This is a genomic window from Streptomyces sp. OZ13, assembly GCF_052068155.1.
Taxonomy (GTDB): domain Bacteria; phylum Actinomycetota; class Actinomycetes; order Streptomycetales; family Streptomycetaceae; genus Streptomyces.
Genome location: NZ_JBQHCZ010000009.1, coordinates 249,673 through 267,734 on the forward strand (window position 1 = coordinate 249,673; position 18,062 = coordinate 267,734).

General features: G+C 72.0%; 19 protein-coding genes. 10 read left to right on the top strand and 9 right to left on the bottom strand.

Annotated features, from left to right (window positions below):
• Positions 1-52 precede the first annotated feature (52 nt).
• A complete protein-coding gene (locus tag ACTMTU_RS21675; RefSeq protein WP_441265155.1) occupies positions 53-2,869 on the bottom strand; it encodes an FAD-binding and (Fe-S)-binding domain-containing protein in 2,817 nt (938 codons plus the stop codon).
• Between the two features lie 219 nt (positions 2,870-3,088).
• Between ACTMTU_RS21675 and ACTMTU_RS21680 the strand changes: the two genes are divergently transcribed.
• The 3 genes from ACTMTU_RS21680 to ACTMTU_RS21690 all read left to right on the top strand — a co-directional run bounded on the left by ACTMTU_RS21680 (position 3,089) and on the right by ACTMTU_RS21690 (position 5,784).
• Positions 3,089-3,715 carry a GTP-binding protein gene (locus ACTMTU_RS21680; RefSeq protein WP_441265156.1) on the top strand — a complete coding sequence of 209 codons (627 nt, stop codon included), beginning with the start codon at positions 3,089-3,091 and terminating at the stop codon, positions 3,713-3,715.
• An 82-nt stretch (positions 3,716-3,797) separates the two neighbouring features.
• Positions 3,798-4,916, top strand: a complete 1,119-nt coding sequence (gene serC, locus ACTMTU_RS21685) for a phosphoserine transaminase (RefSeq protein ID WP_441265157.1) — start codon at positions 3,798-3,800, stop codon at positions 4,914-4,916.
• Positions 4,917-5,154: 238 nt separating this feature from the next.
• Positions 5,155-5,784, top strand: a complete 630-nt coding sequence (locus ACTMTU_RS21690) for a Uma2 family endonuclease (protein ID WP_441265158.1) — start codon at positions 5,155-5,157, stop codon at positions 5,782-5,784.
• Here the strand turns inward: ACTMTU_RS21690 and ACTMTU_RS21695 are convergent.
• Both ACTMTU_RS21695 and ACTMTU_RS21700 read right to left on the bottom strand, forming a co-directional pair.
• Positions 5,774-6,607, bottom strand: a complete 834-nt coding sequence (locus tag ACTMTU_RS21695; protein ID WP_441265159.1) for an ABC transporter permease — start codon at positions 6,605-6,607, stop codon at positions 5,774-5,776. The two genes, ACTMTU_RS21690 and ACTMTU_RS21695, sit on opposite strands and share 11 nt — an antisense overlap.
• Entirely contained in the window at positions 6,604-7,605 is a 1,002-nt protein-coding gene (locus tag ACTMTU_RS21700; RefSeq protein ID WP_441265160.1) for an ATP-binding cassette domain-containing protein, read from the bottom strand. The genes ACTMTU_RS21695 and ACTMTU_RS21700 overlap by 4 nt, the downstream gene beginning before the upstream one ends.
• A gap of 49 nt (positions 7,606-7,654) precedes the next feature.
• On the opposite strand from ACTMTU_RS21700, the gene ACTMTU_RS21705 reads away from it, so the two are divergent.
• On the top strand, positions 7,655-8,416 hold the full coding sequence (locus tag ACTMTU_RS21705) for a TetR/AcrR family transcriptional regulator (protein WP_441265161.1): 762 nt from the start codon (positions 7,655-7,657) through the stop codon (positions 8,414-8,416).
• Between the two features lie 36 nt (positions 8,417-8,452).
• Here the strand turns inward: ACTMTU_RS21705 and ACTMTU_RS21710 are convergent, their stop codons facing one another.
• Both ACTMTU_RS21710 and ACTMTU_RS21715 read right to left on the bottom strand, forming a co-directional pair.
• A complete protein-coding gene (locus ACTMTU_RS21710; RefSeq protein WP_441265162.1) occupies positions 8,453-9,427 on the bottom strand; it encodes a WD40 repeat domain-containing protein in 975 nt (324 codons plus the stop codon).
• A gap of 32 nt (positions 9,428-9,459) precedes the next feature.
• Positions 9,460-10,299 carry a class I SAM-dependent methyltransferase gene (locus ACTMTU_RS21715; protein ID WP_441265163.1) on the bottom strand — a complete coding sequence of 280 codons (840 nt, stop codon included), beginning with the start codon at positions 10,297-10,299 and terminating at the stop codon, positions 9,460-9,462.
• A gap of 96 nt (positions 10,300-10,395) precedes the next feature.
• Between ACTMTU_RS21715 and ACTMTU_RS21720 the strand changes: the two genes are divergently transcribed.
• From ACTMTU_RS21720 to ACTMTU_RS21735, 4 genes are read left to right on the top strand one after another with little or no spacing between them, the layout of a single operon-like run.
• A complete protein-coding gene (locus ACTMTU_RS21720; RefSeq protein WP_441265164.1) occupies positions 10,396-11,004 on the top strand; it encodes a TetR family transcriptional regulator in 609 nt (202 codons plus the stop codon).
• 34 nt (positions 11,005-11,038) lie between these two features.
• On the top strand, positions 11,039-11,722 hold the full coding sequence (locus ACTMTU_RS21725; protein ID WP_441265165.1) for a GDSL-type esterase/lipase family protein: 684 nt from the start codon (positions 11,039-11,041) through the stop codon (positions 11,720-11,722).
• A gap of 59 nt (positions 11,723-11,781) precedes the next feature.
• The gene (locus ACTMTU_RS21730) at positions 11,782-12,537 is read left to right on the top strand and encodes a class I SAM-dependent methyltransferase (RefSeq protein WP_441265166.1); all 756 of its coding nucleotides are present in this window, start codon (positions 11,782-11,784) and stop codon (positions 12,535-12,537) included.
• Positions 12,538-12,593: 56 nt separating this feature from the next.
• A complete protein-coding gene (locus ACTMTU_RS21735; protein WP_441265167.1) occupies positions 12,594-13,601 on the top strand; it encodes a hypothetical protein in 1,008 nt (335 codons plus the stop codon).
• Positions 13,602-13,632: 31 nt separating this feature from the next.
• Here the strand turns inward: ACTMTU_RS21735 and ACTMTU_RS21740 are convergent, their stop codons facing one another.
• The 3 genes from ACTMTU_RS21740 to ACTMTU_RS21750 form a co-directional block, all read right to left on the bottom strand.
• Entirely contained in the window at positions 13,633-14,541 is a 909-nt protein-coding gene (locus tag ACTMTU_RS21740) for an alpha/beta fold hydrolase (protein ID WP_441265168.1), read from the bottom strand.
• A 140-nt stretch (positions 14,542-14,681) separates the two neighbouring features.
• On the bottom strand, positions 14,682-15,098 hold the full coding sequence (locus ACTMTU_RS21745; protein ID WP_441265169.1) for an acyl-CoA thioesterase: 417 nt from the start codon (positions 15,096-15,098) through the stop codon (positions 14,682-14,684).
• 121 nt (positions 15,099-15,219) lie between these two features.
• On the bottom strand, positions 15,220-15,729 hold the full coding sequence (locus ACTMTU_RS21750) for a carboxymuconolactone decarboxylase family protein (protein WP_441265170.1): 510 nt from the start codon (positions 15,727-15,729) through the stop codon (positions 15,220-15,222).
• Between the two features lie 23 nt (positions 15,730-15,752).
• On the opposite strand from ACTMTU_RS21750, the gene ACTMTU_RS21755 reads away from it, so the two are divergent.
• Positions 15,753-16,277 (top strand): MarR family winged helix-turn-helix transcriptional regulator, encoded by a 525-nt coding sequence (locus ACTMTU_RS21755; protein WP_441265171.1) that lies wholly within the window; start codon positions 15,753-15,755, stop codon positions 16,275-16,277.
• Positions 16,278-16,366: 89 nt separating this feature from the next.
• Positions 16,367-16,954: a Uma2 family endonuclease gene (locus tag ACTMTU_RS21760; RefSeq protein WP_441265172.1), complete on the top strand. Its 588-nt coding sequence runs from the start codon at positions 16,367-16,369 to the stop codon at positions 16,952-16,954.
• 51 nt (positions 16,955-17,005) lie between these two features.
• On the opposite strand, the gene ACTMTU_RS21765 is transcribed toward ACTMTU_RS21760, so the two are convergent.
• Positions 17,006-17,995 (bottom strand): aldo/keto reductase, encoded by a 990-nt coding sequence (locus ACTMTU_RS21765; RefSeq protein ID WP_441265173.1) that lies wholly within the window; start codon positions 17,993-17,995, stop codon positions 17,006-17,008.
• Between the last annotated feature and the right edge of the window lie 67 nt (positions 17,996-18,062).

Below are 18,062 nucleotides of genomic sequence, written 5' to 3' on the forward strand. Positions count from 1 at the left end.
ATGGCATCCGCTCCTTACTGGCCGGCCGCCCATCCTGCCGGATGCCGGGGGATCACGTCGTGACCGGTCCCTCGTCCAGAGCTTCCGCCAGGACCTCCGCCAGGTGCCGGGCCCGGCGGCCGGCGAGCTGCTCGAGCTGGGTGCGGCAGGAGAAGCCGTCGGCCAGCAGCTCGGTGCCCGCGGCGGCCGAGCGCACGGCGGGCAGCAACTGCTCCTCCGCACACGCCACCGACACTTCGTAATGCCCCTTCTCGAACCCGAAGTTGCCCGCGAGACCGCAGCAGCCGCCGCTCAATGCGCCTTCAAGCCCCGCGCGTTCCCGCAGGCGGCGTTCCGCCGCGTCACCGAGGACCGCGTGCTGGTGGCAGTGGGTCTGGCCCGCAACCGGGCGGTCGATCCGAGGCGGTTCCCATCCGGGGGCGCAGTCCTCCAGGGCCTGTGCGAAGGTCCGCACCGACGCCGCCAGGCGGGCCGACCTCGGGTCGTCGCCGAGCAGCTCGGGCAGATCGGTCTTCAGGGTGGCCGCACAACTCGGCTCCAGCACGACGACGGGCATCCCGCGTTCGAGCAGCGGCTCGACGACGTCGAGCGTGCGCCGCATGACCGTGCGCGCCAGGTCGAGCTGGCCGGTCGAGACATAGGTGAGTCCGCAGCAGACCCGCCCGGCCGGCAGCGTGATGCCGATGCCCGCCGCCTCCATGACCCGCCACGCCGCCTCCCCGACGTGCGGCGAGAGGTGGTCGGTGAAGGTGTCCGGCCACAGCACGGCCGTGGGCCGGCCGGCGGGCCGCCGCCCGCGCAGCCGGCGGCGCAGCGTCCCGCGCGCCAGGCGCGGCAGGTCCCGTTCCGGCGCGATGCCGGCGAGCCGTTTGGCGAGCGCGGCCAGCGGCCGCACCCGGGCCGCGGCGTCGAGCAGCGGCGCGAGGGGGGCGGCGGCGCGCAGCCACTGCGGGAGACGGCCCATGGCGTAGTGGGCGGCGGGGCGGCGGCGGCCCGCGTAGTGGTGGTGGAGGAACTCGGCCTTGTAGGTGGCCATGTCGACGCCGACCGGGCAGTCGCTCCGGCAGCCCTTGCAGGACAGGCACAGGTCGAGCGCGTCACGCACCTCGGGCGAGCGCCAGCCGTCGGTGACGATCTCCCCGGCGAGCATCTCGTGCAGCAGCCGCGCCCGGCCCCGGGTGGAGTGCCGCTCCTCGCCGGTCGCCCGGTACGAGGGGCACATCAGGCCGCCGCCCGCGGCGGCGTCCTCGGTGCGGCACTTGGCGACGCCGACGCAGCGGCGCACCGCGCCCGCGAAGTCTCCGCCGTCGTGCGGGTAGCCGAAGGCGACGTCGACGGGCCGGGCGGGGAGCACGGCGAAGCGCAGGTTCTCGTCCAGCGGCGCGGGACGTACGAGCATGCCCGGGTTCATGCCGCCGGCCGGGTCCCACAGGTCCTTGAACCTGCCGAAGAGGCCCACCAGTTCGTCCCCGTACATCTTGGGCAGCAGTTCGGCGCGGGCCTGGCCGTCGCCGTGTTCGCCCGACAGGGAGCCGCCGTGGGCGACGACGAGGGAGGCGACCTGTTCGGAGAACGCGCGGAAGCGGCGGACGCCCTCCTTGCTCAACAGGTCGAAGTCGATGCGGACATGGACGCAGCCGTCGCCGAAGTGCCCGTAGGGGGTGCCGCGCAGGCCGTGTTCCGCCAGCAGGGCGCGGAAGTCGCGCAGATAGGCGCCGAGGCGCGCGGGCGGCACGGCGCAGTCCTCCCAGCCGGGCCACGCCTCGCCTCCGTCGGCCCGCCGGGTCGCGGTGCCCGACGCGTCCTCCCGCAGCCGCCACAGGGCGCGTACGGCGGCCGGGTCGTCGACGACGGCGCCGTCGAGGGCGTCGGCGGCGCGCGTGATCCGCTCCGCCCGGTCCCGCGCCTCCGCGGCGCTGTCGCCGCCCGTCTCGACGAACAGCCACGCGCCGCCGCGCGGCAGACCGTGGCCGGGGGGCACCAGGTCCTCCGCCATGCCTTCGACGGTGAGCGGGCCGTGGGGCAGGAGGCCGGCGGCGGCTTCCGCGGCGGCGCTCTCGTCCCGGTAGCCGAGGACGGCCAGCGCCCGGGCGGCCGGGGCGGCGACTAGGCGCACGGTCGCCTCCGTGATCACGGCGAGGGTTCCTTCGCTGCCGCAGAACGCGCGGGCGAGGTCGGTGCCCTTCTCCGGCAGCAGCGCGTCGAGCGCATAGCCGGAGATGCGGCGCGGCATGCCGTCGGGGAAGCCGGTGCGCAGCAGGGCGAGGTTGCGGTCGACGAGGTCGGCCAGGCCGGGCGGGGCGTCGTCCGGCGGACCGCCCCGGGCGAGCCGGTGGCGGACGCCGGCGTAGGTGAGGACCGACAGGGCGTGGACGTTGTCGGCCGTGGTCCCCCAGGCGACGGAGTGGGATCCGCACGCGTTGTTGCCGATCATCCCGCCGAGCGTGCAGCGGCTGTGCGTCGACGGATCGGGGCCGAAGAGCAGGCCGTGCCCCCGTACCGCGTCCTGGAGCCGGGCCTGTACGACTCCGGGCTGGACACGGGCGGTCCGCTCCTCCGGGTCGACGGCCAGGACCTTGTTCATGTGGCGGGTGAAGTCCAGGACGACACCGGTGCCGGTGGCCTGACCGGCGATGGAGGTGCCGCCGCCGCGCGGCACGACGGGGACGCCGTGGTGCCGGCACACCTCGAGCACCGCGGCCACGTCGTCGGCGTCGCGGGGGGCGACGACACCGAGCGGGACCCGCCGGTAGTTCGAGGCGTCCATGGTCGTCAGGGCCCGGGCGGCGGCCGAGAAATCCACGTCACCGCCGACGGCGGCCTTGAGCGCGCGGGCCAGTTCGCCCGTATCCCTGGTGTGTTCAGCCATGCGCTCCAGGATGACTCCTCCGGCCGCCGACGCACCGGCAGGAAACGTGTCACTTGCACACGTTGTGCGCCCTCCGTGAAGTGGGAAGCGCCACGACCTTCCCCAACTGATCGTCAACCCTCCTATAGTGACGACGACTTCGCCAGGAAGCAGCGGCTCCAGTTGCGCCCCCCGTCACCCCGGAAGGCACCACTCGATGACCGGCACCTCCGAGAAACGATGACCCGCGCCACGACCCGGGAGACCCCCGGAAGCGCGCTCGCGGGCGCGGACGCCCCCGTGGGCGACGGCGCGGACTTCTGCGCGCTCAAGATCGCTGTGGTCGGCGGCTTCGGCGCCGGCCGGTCGACGATGGTGCGTTCGGTCAGCGAGATACGTCCGCTGCACACGGAGGCCGCGATGAGCGCGGCCACCCCCGTGAGCGACGCCGCCGTCCGGGTCCCGGCCAAGACGGCGACGACGGTCGCGCTGGACTTCGGCCGCATCACGATCGACGAGCAGAGGGTCCTCTATCTGTTCGGCACCCCCGGACAGGAACGTTTCCGCTTCCTGTGGGACCGCCTGCTCCGCGGTACCACCGGCGCCGTCGTCCTCATCGACACGCGGGCCCTGACCGACGCCTGGTACGCGATCGACCGCCTGACGCACCACGGCACGCCGTTCATCATCGCCGTCAACGACTTCGGCGGCCCGTTCCGTTCGGAGGAGGAGATCCGTGCCACGCTCGCCCTCCCGGCCGGCGTGCCGCTCGTCGAGTTCGACGCACGGGACCACTCGTCCAGCAAGTTCGTGCTGATCGCCCTGGTGGAACATCTGCACGCACTCGGTGGCGGCCACGGTGCATGACCCTGCGGCGGGGCGCGGGCGCCCCGTCTCAGCCGCCGGACCGTGTCCCCGCCCCGCGGCCGGAGCGGTATACGCTCCGAACGTGGCTGATATCCAGATTCCCGCTGACATCAAGCCCGCCGACGGCCGTTTCGGCGCGGGCCCCTCCAAGGTGCGTACGGAGGCGCTGGACGCGCTGGCCGCCACCGGCACCTCCCTCCTCGGCACGTCCCACCGCCAGGCCCCGGTCAAGAACCTGGTCGGCGAGGTCCGTGACGGCGTGCGCGAGCTGTTCTCCCTCCCCGAGGGATACGAGGTGATCCTCGGCAACGGCGGATCCACCGCCTTCTGGGACATCGCGACCCACGGCCTGATCGAGAACAAGTCCCAGCACCTGTCGTTCGGCGAGTTCTCCTCCAAGTTCGCCAAGGCCGCCAAGCTGGCGCCGTGGCTGGCGGACCCGACGGTCATCTCCTCCGACCCGGGCACCCACCCGGAGCCGCAGGCGGAGGCGGGCGTCGACGTCTACGCCTTCACCCACAACGAGACCTCCACCGGTGTCGCCGCCCCGATCCAGCGGGTCGCCGGCGCCGACGACGGCGCGCTGGTCCTGGTGGACGCCACCTCCGGCGCGGGCGGCCTGCCGGTCGACACCGCCCAGACGGACGTCTACTACTTCGCCCCGCAGAAGTCCTTCGCCTCCGACGGCGGCCTGTGGATCGGCGTCTTCTCCCCCGCCGCCCTCGAGCGCGCGGCCCGCGTGCACGGCTCCGGCCGGCACGTCCCGGAGTTCTTCTCGCTGCCCACGGCGATCGACAACTCGCTGAAGAACCAGACGTACAACACCCCGGCGCTGGCCACCCTCTTCCTGCTGAACGAGCAGCTGAAGTGGATCAACGGCCAGGGCGGCCTCGACTGGTCCGTCCGCCGCACGGCGACCTCCTCGCGCACCCTGTACGGCTGGGCGGAGGCGTCCAAGTACGCGACGCCGTTCGTCGTCGACCCGGCGAAGCGCTCGCAGGTCATCGGCACGATCGACTTCGCGGACGAGATCGACGCGTCCGCGGTCGCCAAGGCACTGCGCGCGAACGGCATCGTCGACACCGAGCCGTACCGCAAGCTGGGCCGCAACCAGCTGCGCGTGGCGATGTTCCCGGCGATCGACCCGGCGGACGTCGAGGCGCTGACGGCGTGCATCGACTACGTGATCGAGAAGCTCTAGCACCGGCCGTGACACGAAGGGCCCGGCGTCCGTGACGCCGGGCCCTTCGCGTTACCCGCGTCGCCGCGGTCCCTCACCCCGACTCGCCCCGGCGGCTCCCCCGGTCGAGGCACCAGGAACCGCGCCGGCCGGCGGCCCCGTGCATGATCGCTCGATGGTGTGACGATCCGCCTTACGGACGCCGGTGGGTGCCGCGTCCTACGATGATGCTCTCGACACCAGCCACCAGGAGGCCCGCATGTCTGCCGCAGCGGTCGAGCACCCCTGTGACGGCGAGCCGCCGACGCTGCTCGAAGAGGCGAATCGCCTCATGGAGCTGCTCCCCGGCCATCGCGTCGAGATCATCGGAGGCATCCTCACCGTGACTCCCTCTCCGGACAGTGCGCATGCCAGGGCACTCACCAAACTCATGCGCCCGTTCATGCTGGCCGGGCTGGACGGCGGTGGGACCGAGGTACTCCAGGGTGTGGGGCTGTGGCTGCCGGACGGCCCCGAGGACTACGCCATCCCGGATCTCGCCGTTGTCGACGCCGACATCGACGAGCATCTGATCCGGAACAACTGCTACGACCCCACCGTCTTCCGGCTCGTCGTCGAGGTCACCTCCAGCAACTACCGCAACGACCTCCGGAACAAGGTCATCGCCTACGCCCAGGCGAAGGTCCCCGTTTATGTGATCGTCGACCGTAAGCACACCAGGATCCACGTGCTCACCAACCCGCTCACCAGCGAGTACGACAGCCATGAGGTCTACGCCCCGGGCCAGCAGATCGCCCTCCCGGCCTCGATCGGTGCCGAGGTGAAGCTCGACGCGGCCGAACTGCTGAAGGCCGGGGCGCCTCGCCGGTCCGACGACGTCAGCGGCTGAGCCGCTGGAAGCGCCGTACCGCGAGCGGTGCGAAGACCGCCGTGACGACGACCGGCCACACCACCGCCATGAGCAGCGAGTTCTCCTGGATCCAGCTGCCGTCGCTCGCGACCGGGTTGCCGAACAGCTCGCGGGCCGCCGCGGCCGTGGAGGAGATCGGGTTCCAGGCGGCGATCGTGCCCAGCCAGTCCGGCATCGTCGACGGCGGCACGAAGACGCTCGAGATCATGGTCAGCGGGAAGGCCACCGCGTACAGGCCGCCGGCCGCCTCCGGGGTGGGCACGAGCAGGCCGAGCAGGATGCCCACCCAGATCAGGCAGAACCGCAGGAGCAGCAGCAGTGCGAACGCCGTGAGTGCCTTCAGCGGTCCGGCGTCCGTGCGCCAGCCCATCGCGAAGGCGGTCGCCGCGAGGATCGTCAGCTCGGCGCAGGCGACGATCAGGTCGTTGACACCCCGGCCGGTGACCACGGCGGAGGGCGCCATGGGCATCGACCGGAAGCGGTCGATCACGCCCTTCGTCGCGTCGGTGACCACGGCCATGGCCGTGTTCATGAAGCCGAAGGCCATCGTCATGGCGAACATGCCCGGCATCAGGAAGTCACGGACGCTGCCGCCCTCGGGCGACTTCATCGCGCCGCCGAAGACGTAGCCGTAGAGCAGCACGGAGATGATCGGGAAGCCGAGCTGCCAGGCGATGAGGACGGGCTGGCGCCGGTAGTGGGTCAGTCCGCGCCGGACCACGTTCCAGCAGTCGGCCACCGCCCAGTAGGCGCGCCCGTGCCTGTCGTCGAGGCTCAGGTCCACCAGGTCCGTCGTACTCACGCCGCCTCCTCGGTCTGTGTGCCGTGTCCGGTCAGGCGCAGGAACACGTCGTCCAGGCTGGGCCTGCGCAGCCCGATGTCCTCCACGGGGATCCGTTCGTCCTGAAGGGTGCGGGCGACCTCGGTGAGGGCCGCGACCCGGTCGGTCACCGGTGCGTGCACCCGGCGTTCCGGTTCGTCGGTGGTCGGGTCGGTGTCGGCGACCCGGGCCACGGTCTTGGCGATCGCCGGGAGGTCGGCCGCCTCGCGGGCGACGACCTCGATCCGGTCGCCGCCGACCCTGTTCTTCAGACCGTCGGGCGTGTCGTCGGCGATGGCCCGGCCCTGGTCGATGACGGTGATACGGGAGGCGAGCCGGTCGGCCTCCTCCAGGTATTGGGTGGTGAGCAGGACGGTCGTGCCGCCTGCGACGAGCCGGCGCACCGCGTCCCACACCTCGCCGCGCGAACGGGGGTCGAGTCCGGTCGTCGGTTCGTCGAGGAACAGCACATCGGGTGCGAGGATCATCGACGCGGCGAGGTCGAGCCGGCGGCGCATTCCGCCGCTGTACGTGCCGACGCCCTTGTCGCCGGCGTCCACCAGGTCGAACTGCGCCAGCAGTTCCGTGGCCCGCAACGCCGCGCGCCTGCCGCCGAGATGGAAGAGGCGGCCGAACATCTCCAGGTTCTGCCGGCCGGTCAGCACCTCGTCGACCGCCGCGTACTGGCCGGTGAGGCCGATGCGCCGGCGCACCTGCCGCGGTTCGCGCCGCACGTCGGCGCCTGCCACCCGCGCCCGGCCGCCGTCGAACCGCAACAGGGTCGCGAGGGCCCGGACGGCGGTGGTCTTCCCCGCGCCGTTCGGTCCGAGCAGGCCGTGCACGGTGCCCTGGCGCACGGCGAGATCGAAGCCGTCGAGGGCCCGTTTGTCCCCGTACCGCTTCTCCAGTCCTTCTGCCGAGACGGCGTATTCGTCCACTGAGCCCCTCCGAGACGAGTCAACTGAGTACGGCGTACCCATATGAGAGTACACCGTACTCAGTTTCTGTTCAGGCGATTACGCTGACCCCATGACGACTGAGACGAGCGGCAGCAAAGACGTCTCGCGCAGCCTCGAACTGCTCTGGGGCACCGGCGAGCGACCCTCACGCGGCCCCAAGCCGGGCCTCACCCTCGACCGGATCGTCGGCGCCGCGATCGGGATCGCCGACACGGAGGGCCTTGCCGCCGTCTCGATGCGCCGCCTCTCCACCGCGCTGGGCACCGGCACGATGTCCCTCTACCGCTACGTCCCGGGCAAGGCCGAGCTGCTCGACCTGATGCTCGACCGCGTCACGGGCGAGCCCCTGGAGAACGACGCGCACCCGCCGGAGTCCGACACCTGGCAGGACGCCGTACGCGCGATGGGCCGCGCCCACCTCGAGCTGTTCCGGGCGCACCCCTGGCTGCTGAAGGTCAACCAGTCGCGTACGGTCCTCGGCCCCAGCGCCGTACGGGGGTTGGACGCCTCACTGTTCGCGCTGCGGGAGATGCGGCTGACGGACCCGGAGCTGATCTCGGTGATCATCGCGGTACAGAGCTTCGTCACCGGCATCGCGCGCATGGAGCTCGACGCCGCTGAGGCGGCGAAGGAGACCGGGCAGAGCGAGGAGGAGTTCTGGCGCGCTCAGGAGCCGTTCCTGTCGAAGGCCATGGTCAGCGGCGAGTACCCGACCCTGGCGCATCTGTCGGAGGACGCCTTCACCTCGGACTTCGACCACTTCGCCTTCGGCCTGGAACGCCTGGTCGAGGGTTTCGAGACGCTGGTCCGCGCACGGGCGAAGGGCGTCTGACGGCCGCGAGGCCCGTCGGGCCCGCGGCCGGACGCCTCAGCCCCGGCGCCGGCGCAGCGCGAGGACCAGCACCGCGCCGCCGCCGAGCACGAGCAGGCCGTACGTCGTGACATCGCCCTTCTCGTCGTTCCCGGCGGCCTTCCCGCCGTCCGCCGGCGCGCCGGGCCTCTTCGCCTCGCCTCCGGAGCCCGGTTCCTTCTCGACCGGCACGCGCTCGACGGGGCTCTGCTCCCCCTCGGTGCCGATCATCAGCGCCGTGCCGTCCGTCGTGTACGTAACCGACTCCGACTGGCCCTGGATGGGCGCGCGGACACGGTGGTCGGCCCCGAGGCGGCCGTCCTTCCACTCGTAGCCGCGGGCACTGAAGTAGGAGCGGAGCACCAGCTCCGTGCCGTCCGGCGAGAAGGCGCCGTCGGTCACCCACGGCACCTCCCCGATCCGCCGGAAGACGTTGGTGGCCTTGGCGTCGAGCGTGGCGGGGCCTTCGTAGAGGCCGCCGCCGTCCTCGTTCTTCGAGGCGATGTAGACGCGGCCGGTCTTCGGATGCACCATCAGCGCCTCGGCGTTGCGGGCGCCGTCCGCGTACTTCACGTCGAACTGGGTGGCGGTGACGGTCCGGTCGCGCAGCCGCTCCGGCTCGGGGAAGCGGTAGATCCAGACGTGGTCCCAGCTGCCGTCGAGGTTGTCGCCGATGTCACCGACGTAGATGTTGCCGTCGGGGCCCACGGAGATCGCCTCCATGTCCCTCGGCTCGCCGACGCCGCGCAGGGTGATCGTCGCCACCGTCTCGCCCGTCGCCGAGTCGACGCCGAAGATCCGCGGCTGGTCCTGGTCGTTGTGCGTCCAGTAGATCCCGGGGTGCGCCCGGCTCGCCGCAAGCCCGCTGGACTCGGTGATCCGCGGGTCCTTGATCGTGAACCCCTCGGACCCGTCGTCGGCCGCGGCGACGGGGCAGGCGGCGGCGAGCACGAACGCGGCCGCCAGGCCGGTGACGTACGGAAGCGAACGCATGCCCCAAGCCTGCCATCCCCGCCGGGCGTCTCCTACGGGCGTACGGCGGTGACCAGCCACGCCGTGCTGCGCAGCCGGACGGCGCCGTCCTTCTCGCACGGCCGCAGGATGTCCGTGAGCCGGTGCCGGGCCCGCTCGCCGGTCGCCTCGTCGACCTGGCTCAGCAGATGGCGGCCGGGTCCCGAGCCCATGAGGAACGCGGTGGCGTCCTCGGCGTCACGTCCCCATCTCCCGTACGCATCGACGGGCTCGACCGCGACGCCGGTGAACCCGGCTTCCGTGAGGACCTCGCGGACGCGGCCGGGATCGGCCAGGGAGAACATGCCGGGCCCGCCGGTGGCGCCGAAGCCGCCCATCGGCAGCAGGTCCCGCAGGCCGGCCAGCGCCTGGATCCACTCGTTGCCGTCCCCGCCGGCGACGAGGAACGCCGCACGGCCGCCGGTGCGCAGGCCGCCGCCGATGTTGGCGAAGGCGGCCACCGGGTCGGCGAAGAACATCACGCCGAAGCGGCTGATCGCCACGTCGAAACCCCGGCCCGCGAGGGGATGGACCTGGGCGTCGCCGTGCTCGAAGGTCACGTTGACGAGGTGTTCGGCGCGTGCGGACTCCCGGGCGCGCTCCAGCATCGGCCGCGACAGGTCGAGGCCGGTGGCGTGCCCGTCGGCCGTGCGGCGGGCGGCGAGCCTGGTCGTGGCGCCGGTGCCGCAGCCGACGTCGAGGACCGAGTCCCCGCGGCCGAGGGCGGCGGCAGCGAGCAGCGCCTCGTTGAAGCCCTCGTTGACGGCGTCCCAGCGGTCCTGGTTACGGGCCCAGTGGGTGCCCTCGTACCCGTTCCAGGCCTGCTCCTGCTCGGTGTTCACGATGTGTTCCACGACGGTGCCTCCCGCTAGAATGGGCGTACGCCCAAACAGTATGGGCGCTCGCCCATACTGTCCATCGCGCCACGCAGAAGACCCGGAAGGCCCTGGATGTCACCCCGTGGAGTAGCCGTCCCCGACGCCCGCGAACGCCTCTTCGCCGCGGCGGAACGAGTCGTGGCCCAGGGCGGCCCCGGCGCCCTGACCAGCAGGGCCGTCACCGAGGAGGCGGGCTGCTCGAAGGGGCTGCTGCACGCGCACTTCGCGGGCGGGCTCGACGAGTTCGTCGCCGAACTGGTCCTCGACCGGCTCGCCCGCACGGCCGCCCTGGCGGACCGGCTCCCCTCACGTGCGGGCGAGGACACCGTCACCGCGAACCTCACCGAGGTCGCCACCGCGCTGTTCACCTCCACGGGGCCGGCCGTCTCCGGGCTGGCCCTCACCCGCCCCGGCGTCGCGATCCGCTTCCGCGAGGCGATGGCGGCGGGCGCACCGGGCTTCACCACCGTCCAGGAGGCGGTCACCGCGTACCTGCGGGCCGAACAGCGCCTCGGCCGCGTCGACGGCCGGCTCGACGCGGAGTCCGTCGCCCTCGCGCTCGTCGGCACGGTCCACCACCTGCTGATGACGAGCCATCCGGGCACTCCCGACCCCCACGCGCAGATCCGGCGACTGGTCGCGGCACTGGCGGGTGGCGGGCCTCACATCGCCCACCAGTGACGGGTTACCGGTGGGTTCAGCGATGATGTCGACCATGCGATTCCTGTTCGTCGGCGACTCCATGACCATCGGACGCGCCGGCGACTTCACCTGGCGCTACCGGATGTGGCAGCACCTGACCACCGTCGGCGAGCCCTTCGAGATCGTCGGCCCGCGCCGCGAGCTGTTCGACACGGAGGCGAACGCACCCGTGTCCCACCGGTATGCCGACCCCGGCTTCCCCGGCCCCGCCCGCCGCCATCTGGCCGGCTGGGGCGAGGGCTGGCTGCACATGGCTCCCCTGATCCGCGGGACCCTCGCCGCGGAAGGGGCCGACGTCCTCCTGGTCTCGCTGGGCCTGATAGACCTCGGCTTCTACACGGACAGCGACCAGACCGCCCGGAACGTACGGGAGTTCATCGCGCAGGCCCGCCTGGCCAACCCGCGCGTCCGGATCGTCATGCTCCCGGTCATCCCGAACATCCGCGCCCGGTCCGACCGGCCCTTCGCCGCCGAGTGCGAACGGTTCAACGACCTGCTCGCCAAGGCGGTGGCCGACCTGGACACGTCCGCGTCGCCGCTGCTGCTGGCCTCGCACCCGCCGTCGTACGACCTCGACACCGACACATATGACGGCACCCACCCCGGCCCGAGCGGCGAGATCAAACTGGCCGGGGCGTTCGCGACGGCGATGCACCAGGCATGGGGACTGGGCGGGGCGTACGGCGTCGCCGCCTGAGCGGCCTCCCCGCGGAAAATCCGGGTGCGGGCGTCTGCCCCGGCTGCGAGGCTGCCCGTATGTCCACGTTCGAAGACCTCCTCGCCGAAGGCGAAGCCGTCCCCACAGAGGGCTGGGACTTCTCCTGGTTCGCCGGCCGCGCGACGGAGCAGCGCCCGTCGTGGGGCTACGCGAAGCTCCTCGCCGAGCGTGTACCGAAGGCCGAGGCGGTCCTCGACATCCAGACCGGCGGCGGCGAGGTCCTCGCCTCGGTCCCGGCCGCCCCGCCGGTGCTGGCGGCGACGGAGTCCTGGCCGCCGAACCTGGAGATCGCCCGGCGCAATCTCGCCGGGCTGGGCGCGACGGTCGTCCACGCCGACGACGCGGCCGATCTGCCGTTCCCCTCGGCCCACTTCGACCTGGTCGTCAGCCGCCACCCGGTCGTCACCCGCTGGGACGAGGTGCACCGCGTGCTGCGCCCCGGTGGCACGTACCTCTCGCAGGCCGTGGGCGACGGATCGGTCCGCGAGCTCACCGACTTCCTGATGGGCCCGCAGCCCGTCGACCCGTCACGCAGTCCGTTCACGACCGTCACGGCCGCGGAGGCCGCCGGCCTGGACGTGGTCGATCTGCGCCAGGAAGCACTGCGGACGGAGTTCCACGACATCGCCGCGGTGGTCCACTTCCTGCGCAAGGTGATCTGGATCGTCCCGGGCTTCACCGTGGACGCGTACCGCGACCGGCTCGCGGCCCTCCATGACTTCATCGAGCGCCACGGGCCGTTCGTGGCCCACTCCAACCGTCTCCTGATCGAGGCCCGCCGCCCGCGCGACTGACGCCGGCCGGTCCGCGATACGGTGCCGCGGAGCCGCCGAACCTGGAGATCACGCAGATGACCGTCATACGCCGCCTGGCGCTGTACGTGGCGCTGCCGCTGGCACTCGCCGTCGTCGCGGGCTACGGCTGGTACCGGCTCAGCGACACGGGCAAGCGCTGGCGCTACGAGGACAAGCTGGCGACGTACTGCCAGGGGCTGATCCCGCCCGAGGAGTCGGCGGTCTTCACGGGCTACGACACGGAGCAGGGACTGCCGAACGACCTGCACCACGGCGGGTCCGACGGCTACGAGTTCTGCGTGGTCGGGAAGAAGACGCTCACCATCGCCCTGATCCCGGAATCCGCCCGCGCCGACGACGGCGCCCGCGGCGTGTTCGACGAGCTGCGCTCGAGCAGGACCGGCACCCTGCCGATGCCGCTGGGCGGCGGCTGGCACGGTTACAACGACCTCGACAGCACAGCCGTGGTGCTGAGTTGCGGCAACAAGGACGCGTCCGTCGTCGTCGGCACGGCCGGCCGCGGCCGCGCGGTGGCGGGCCGCACCACCGCCGAACTCACCGCTGCCACCGCGGTCCGGGCGGCCGAGCACTGGAACTGCGAGGCCGAGCCCGGCGGCCGGATACCTCCCGTCGCCGCGGAGCCGGAGGAGAAGTCCCGCTTCGAGGCGAACGGAACGTGCGCCGGCATCCCGATGCGCGACATGGACACCGTCCACTGGATCAAGGAGACGCCGACGGCGGACTCCTTGGTGACGGAGAGCTGCGTGCTCGGCGAGACCAAGGCCCGTGCCGAGGAGCTGTTCCAGGTCCGCGCCTACTTCGGCCCCTTCGCACAGGCCTGGTACCCGGGTGACGAGCCCGGCCGGGACGCGGGCCGGAACGGCAGCGACTTCCTCTGGGCCACCGCCGAGTGCCCCGGGACCAGCGCCCGCGCGGTCTTCACGATCTCCAGCACGGTCTACGTCCACGAGGACGTCGAGGACTTCACCCGCGCGGCCCTCAAGGGCTTCGCCGAACGCTCGGCCGGGCAACGCGGCTGCACGGACCTGAAGATCCCGGGCTGAAACCCCGACGCCGCCCCTGCCGCGACGGGTCTCAGCCGGTGCGCCCGGCCCGCTCCAGGACGGCGAGCACCGCCCGGGTGACGACGTCCGGCCTGCTGCTCTGGATGTAGTGCCCCGCCGCCGGAACCACCGCGTGCTCCCCGCCCGCCACGGACGCGGCCACGGATTTCTGGAGCTCCGTCCACCGGCGTCTCATCCCCTGCGGCATCCCCCGGCTCGCGCTGAGGACGGTCACGGGCACGTCCGGCAGTCCCGACGCGGCGCGGCGGCGCCGGATCTCGGGCGTGGCCTTGACGATCATGCGGTACTCGTCGACGGCTGTACGCACCTGCTGCCGGCCTCCGGAGGCTGCGAGCCAGGCGGTGACCAGCAGTTCCCGCACCCGCGGATCGTCGGACGCACGGGAGGCCTCACGCACGGCACGCCGGTGGTTCGACCGGCCGGTGAGCCGGAGCGAGGTACGGACCGCGAGCTGACGCGCGTACGTTCCTTCGGCCATCCGTCCGGCCCACGGCTGGAACTCCTCGTGCGAGGGGTCGAGGAGCACGAGCCCCGCCACCAGGTCCGGCCGGGCCCACGCGACGAGCTCGGCCAGCTGGCCGCCCCAGCTGTTGCCGACGAGGACGCAGGGGCCGCCGCCGGCCCGGGAGAGCAGCGCGGTGAGATCCTCGACGGCCGAGTCGAGCGAGAGCCGGGGAACCGGGTCGCTCAGGCCGAGTCCCGCCCGGTCGTAGGCGATCACCCGGGTGCAGCGGGCGAGAGGCGCCAGCACCGGCGTCCACATCATCGACGACTCGGCGCTCGGGGCGTCCAGCACGACCGCCGGCGCGCCCTCGCCCGCCTCGATCCAGCGCAACTTCCGGCCGTGCCGGTCCAGTTCGCCGCGCAGCGCCCCGCCGGGCACCAACGCTCGGACGGCCTCGACAACCGCGTCGTCCACGACTTCCCCTCCAGATCTCGCAACCGGCGCTTGCGCCAACGAATCCGCGCGGGCGTCGGTTCCGCCGGGGGAGCTGGAGGGTGCTTCCTGGCCGGTACTTGATCCTCTGCCGGCGCCGGACCGGTTCCGCGCCTTCGGCGTCAGCCGGTGAGCAGGTCCGGGTTGTCGGCCAGGGAGGCGAGGTGGGCGCGCGGGTCGGCGATCAGCCTGCGGGTGGTGAGGTCGAGCATGCCCGCCACGCCGGAGATCTCGGCGGCGACCGTGCCGTCGTCCTTGACGATCTGCTGCTCGACGGTGAAGGTCTTGCCCTCTCCGTAGACGAACCGGCAGGTCACCCGCACTTCGTCGCCGCCGCGCAGCTCGCGCAGGAACTTGACCGTCACTTCGAGGGCGACCGGCCCCACGCCGCTGGCGAGCAGCTTCTCCTGCGGCAGACCGGCGGCACGGAGCAGTTCCCAGCGTGCGTGCTCGGCGTACTGCAGATAGACGGCCTGGTTCAGATGGCCCTGCGTGTCGAGCTCGTAGCCCCGCACGGTCACGTCGGCGAAGAAGGTCATGCCGACGGCAACAAGGGTGGTCCGGGCCGGTATTCCCGCCGGCGGGGCCCGCGGGGCAACGGGGCGTGCGTGCCCGGCCCTCGGTGGGGAGCGGTCCACAATGGCCGGATCCCGCCGCTCCTCAGAGCGCGGCCCGCGTCAGCCGGTTCGCGAACGTCGACATCGTGTACGTGCCGATGCCCATGACCACCTCCAGCGCGTTCCGCGAGGTGAAGCCGTGCGCCAGGAAGTCGCGCAGCTCCTCGTCTCCGACGGCGCCGGCGGTACGGAACACCTCGAGCGTGAACCGCCGTACCGCCTCGAGCCGTTCGTCGTTGAGCGCACGCTGCTCGGACAGCGCCGCGATCAGTTCCTCGCCGGCGCCGAGCGTGCGCAGTTTCCCGGTGTGCATGGCCACGCACACATGGCATTCGTTGCGCGCGGCGACCGTCATGACGACGACCTCACGGGCCACCGGGTCGAGCGTCGTCGTCTCGAAGGCGGCGCTCAGCTTGAGGAAGCCCTCCAGCAGGTGCGGCGACTCGGCGAGCCTGGCGACCGCCGACGGCAGACGGCCGAGCCTCGCGGCGGTGGCCTCCATGGCACGGCGGGACGCGGGTGGGGCGGATTCCAGGGTGTGTTCGGTGAACATGGCCGGCTCCTACAATGGACAACATGGTTGACGAACCGCTCCCCGAGAACGTAAACCAGGTTGTCGAACGGCGCAAGACGATTGCGGACCCGCCCGGCTACGAGCTGCCCCTGCTCCTCTTCGCCGGGTTCCGCTCGCTCATCGACAAGCTGCACGCCGAACTGGCCGAGCAGGGCCACCCCGACGTACGGCCCGCCCACGGCTTCGCCATGCAGGCCATCGGCGCGGAAGGGGCCACCGCCAGTGACCTCGGCCGACGCCTCGGCGTCTCCAAACAGGCGGCCGGCAAGACCATCGACCGCCTGCTCTCCCTCGGTTACGCGGAACGCGCCGACGACCCGGCCGACGCCCGCCGCAAGCTGATCCGCCTCACCCCGCACGGCTTCGACGCCCTCGCCCGCTCGGCGGCGATCTTCGACGAACTGCGCGCGGAATGGGCGCGGGCGATCGGCCCCGACCGCCTGCGCGACCTAGAATCCGCCCTGCGCACACTCATCCCGCCGGGCAGCATCCGCCTGGACGCGGCGGGCTGGCTGAGCGGCGCCTGACCCGTTCCGGGGTCGCGACCGGTCACTGTGAGTATCGTTGTGCCGCGCGGCTGCACTCGTTCGAGCGGCAGCCGGGGTGGAGCGCCACGATGACCGCCTTGGACGAGCGCAGGATCGAAATGGCCGAGAACAGCGACGAACGCACCCTGGACGAGATGTTCCAGTGGCTCGAGTCCGCCCCCGAGGGATTCAAGGTCGAGATCGTCGAGGGGGCCGTCTTCATGTCGCCGCAAAGGGACATTCACTGGCAGATCATTCGCCGGATCGTGCGGGCGCTCGAGGACCGCTTCGGCATGGACGTAACGGTGATGTCGGACGTACGGATCGACTTTCCCGGAACGCTGAACGGCTTCGCTCCCGAGGTCGCCAAGATCAAGGATGGCGCCGGGAAGGACGAAGCGGGCCGCTGGCGCCACCAGGACGTCGAGTTCGTGGCCGAGGTCATCTCCAAAGGCACGGGGCACAACGACTACGGCCCCAAGAAGGCCGCGTACGCCGCAGCGGGGGTCCCCGCCTACCTCGTCGCAGACCCGTACCAGCGCAAGTGCCACCTCTACACCGCCCCGAAGGAAGGCGACTACACGACGGAGACGGCCGTCGCCTTCGGCACGGACCTCGATCTCACCGATACGCCCGTCGGCCTCACGCTCACCACCGCCGACTTCCCCCGCGACTGAGGCCGCGCCGGGCGTGGGCCGCCGCTCCCGGCCGGGAGCGGCGGCCGAGGCTCACCAGGCGAAGGCCTCCGGGGAGGGACCCGGCCCCGGGAAGATCTCGTCGAGACCCGTGAGCACTTCCTCGCTCAGCTCCAGCTCCAGCGCCCGCAGCGCCGACTCCAGCTGCTCCGCCGTGCGCGGGCCGACGATCGGGCCCGTCACACCCGGACGGGTCAGCAGCCAGGCGAGCGCCGCCTCACCGGGCTCCAGACCGTGCTTGTCGAGCAGGTTCTCGTACGCCTGCACCTTCTCCCGCACGGCCGTGTCGGCCAGCGCGTCCGCGCTGCGGCCGGTCGCCCGCCGGGAGCCCTCGTTCTGCTTCTTGAGCACCCCGCCGAGCAGTCCGCCGTGCAGCGGCGACCAGGGGATGACGCCGAGGCCGTACTCCTGGGCGGCCGGGATGACCTCCATCTCGGCGCGGCGCTCGGCCAGGTTGTACAGGCACTGCTCGCTGACCAGGCCCAGCGAACCGAGACGGCGTGCCGTCTCGTTGGTCTGGGCGATCTTCCAGCCGGGGAAGTTGGAGGAGCCCGCGTAGAGGATCTTGCCCTGCTGGATCAGTACGTCGATGGCCTGCCAGATCTCCTCGACCGGGGTGCTCCGGTCGATGTGGTGGAACTGGTAGAGGTCGATGTGGTCGGTCCGCAGGCGCTTGAGCGAAGCGTCCACCGCACGGCGGATGTTGAGCGCCGAGAGCTTGTCGTGGTTGGGCCAGACCTCGCCGTCCGTGCCCATGTTCGCGTACACCTTGGTGGCGAGCACGACCTTGTCACGGCGGCCCTCGCCCTTGGCGAACCAGCTTCCGATGATCTCTTCCGTGCGGCCCTTGTTCTCGCCCCAGCCGTAGACGTTGGCCGTGTCGAAGAAGTTGATGCCCGCGTCGAGGGCCGAGTCCATGATGCCGTGGCTCGTGGCCTCGTCGGTCTGGGGGCCGAAGTTCATTGTGCCGAGGACGAGTCGGCTGACCTTGAGTCCGGTGCGTCCGAGCTGCGTGTACTTCATGACGTCCAAGCCAACGCCTTCGAGCGCGCTCGAAGCAAGCACCACTCGCGCGGGGACGGGTCCTGAG

Excerpts from the sequence above, each read along its gene's own strand:
- ACTMTU_RS21745 (WP_441265169.1), bottom strand. The coding sequence starts at position 15,098 with ATGACCTTCTTCGCCGACGTGACCGTGCGGGGCTACGAGCTCGACACG.
- ACTMTU_RS21735 (WP_441265167.1), top strand. The coding sequence starts at position 12,594 with ATGACCGTCATACGCCGCCTGGCGCTGTACGTGGCGCTGCCGCTGGCA.
- ACTMTU_RS21755 (WP_441265171.1), top strand. The coding sequence starts at position 15,753 with ATGGTTGACGAACCGCTCCCCGAGAACGTAAACCAGGTTGTCGAACGG.
- ACTMTU_RS21725 (WP_441265165.1), top strand. The coding sequence starts at position 11,039 with ATGCGATTCCTGTTCGTCGGCGACTCCATGACCATCGGACGCGCCGGC.
- ACTMTU_RS21760 (WP_441265172.1), top strand. The coding sequence starts at position 16,367 with ATGACCGCCTTGGACGAGCGCAGGATCGAAATGGCCGAGAACAGCGAC.
- ACTMTU_RS21675 (WP_441265155.1), bottom strand. The coding sequence starts at position 2,869 with ATGGCTGAACACACCAGGGATACGGGCGAACTGGCCCGCGCGCTCAAG.
- ACTMTU_RS21680 (WP_441265156.1), top strand. The coding sequence starts at position 3,089 with ATGACCCGCGCCACGACCCGGGAGACCCCCGGAAGCGCGCTCGCGGGC.
- ACTMTU_RS21765 (WP_441265173.1), bottom strand. The coding sequence starts at position 17,995 with ATGAAGTACACGCAGCTCGGACGCACCGGACTCAAGGTCAGCCGACTC.
- ACTMTU_RS21690 (WP_441265158.1), top strand. The coding sequence starts at position 5,155 with ATGTCTGCCGCAGCGGTCGAGCACCCCTGTGACGGCGAGCCGCCGACG.
- ACTMTU_RS21710 (WP_441265162.1), bottom strand. The coding sequence starts at position 9,427 with ATGCGTTCGCTTCCGTACGTCACCGGCCTGGCGGCCGCGTTCGTGCTC.
- ACTMTU_RS21730 (WP_441265166.1), top strand. The coding sequence starts at position 11,782 with ATGTCCACGTTCGAAGACCTCCTCGCCGAAGGCGAAGCCGTCCCCACA.
- ACTMTU_RS21720 (WP_441265164.1), top strand. The coding sequence starts at position 10,396 with ATGTCACCCCGTGGAGTAGCCGTCCCCGACGCCCGCGAACGCCTCTTC.
- ACTMTU_RS21705 (WP_441265161.1), top strand. The coding sequence starts at position 7,655 with ATGACGACTGAGACGAGCGGCAGCAAAGACGTCTCGCGCAGCCTCGAA.
- ACTMTU_RS21700 (WP_441265160.1), bottom strand. The coding sequence starts at position 7,605 with ATGGGTACGCCGTACTCAGTTGACTCGTCTCGGAGGGGCTCAGTGGAC.
- ACTMTU_RS21750 (WP_441265170.1), bottom strand. The coding sequence starts at position 15,729 with ATGTTCACCGAACACACCCTGGAATCCGCCCCACCCGCGTCCCGCCGT.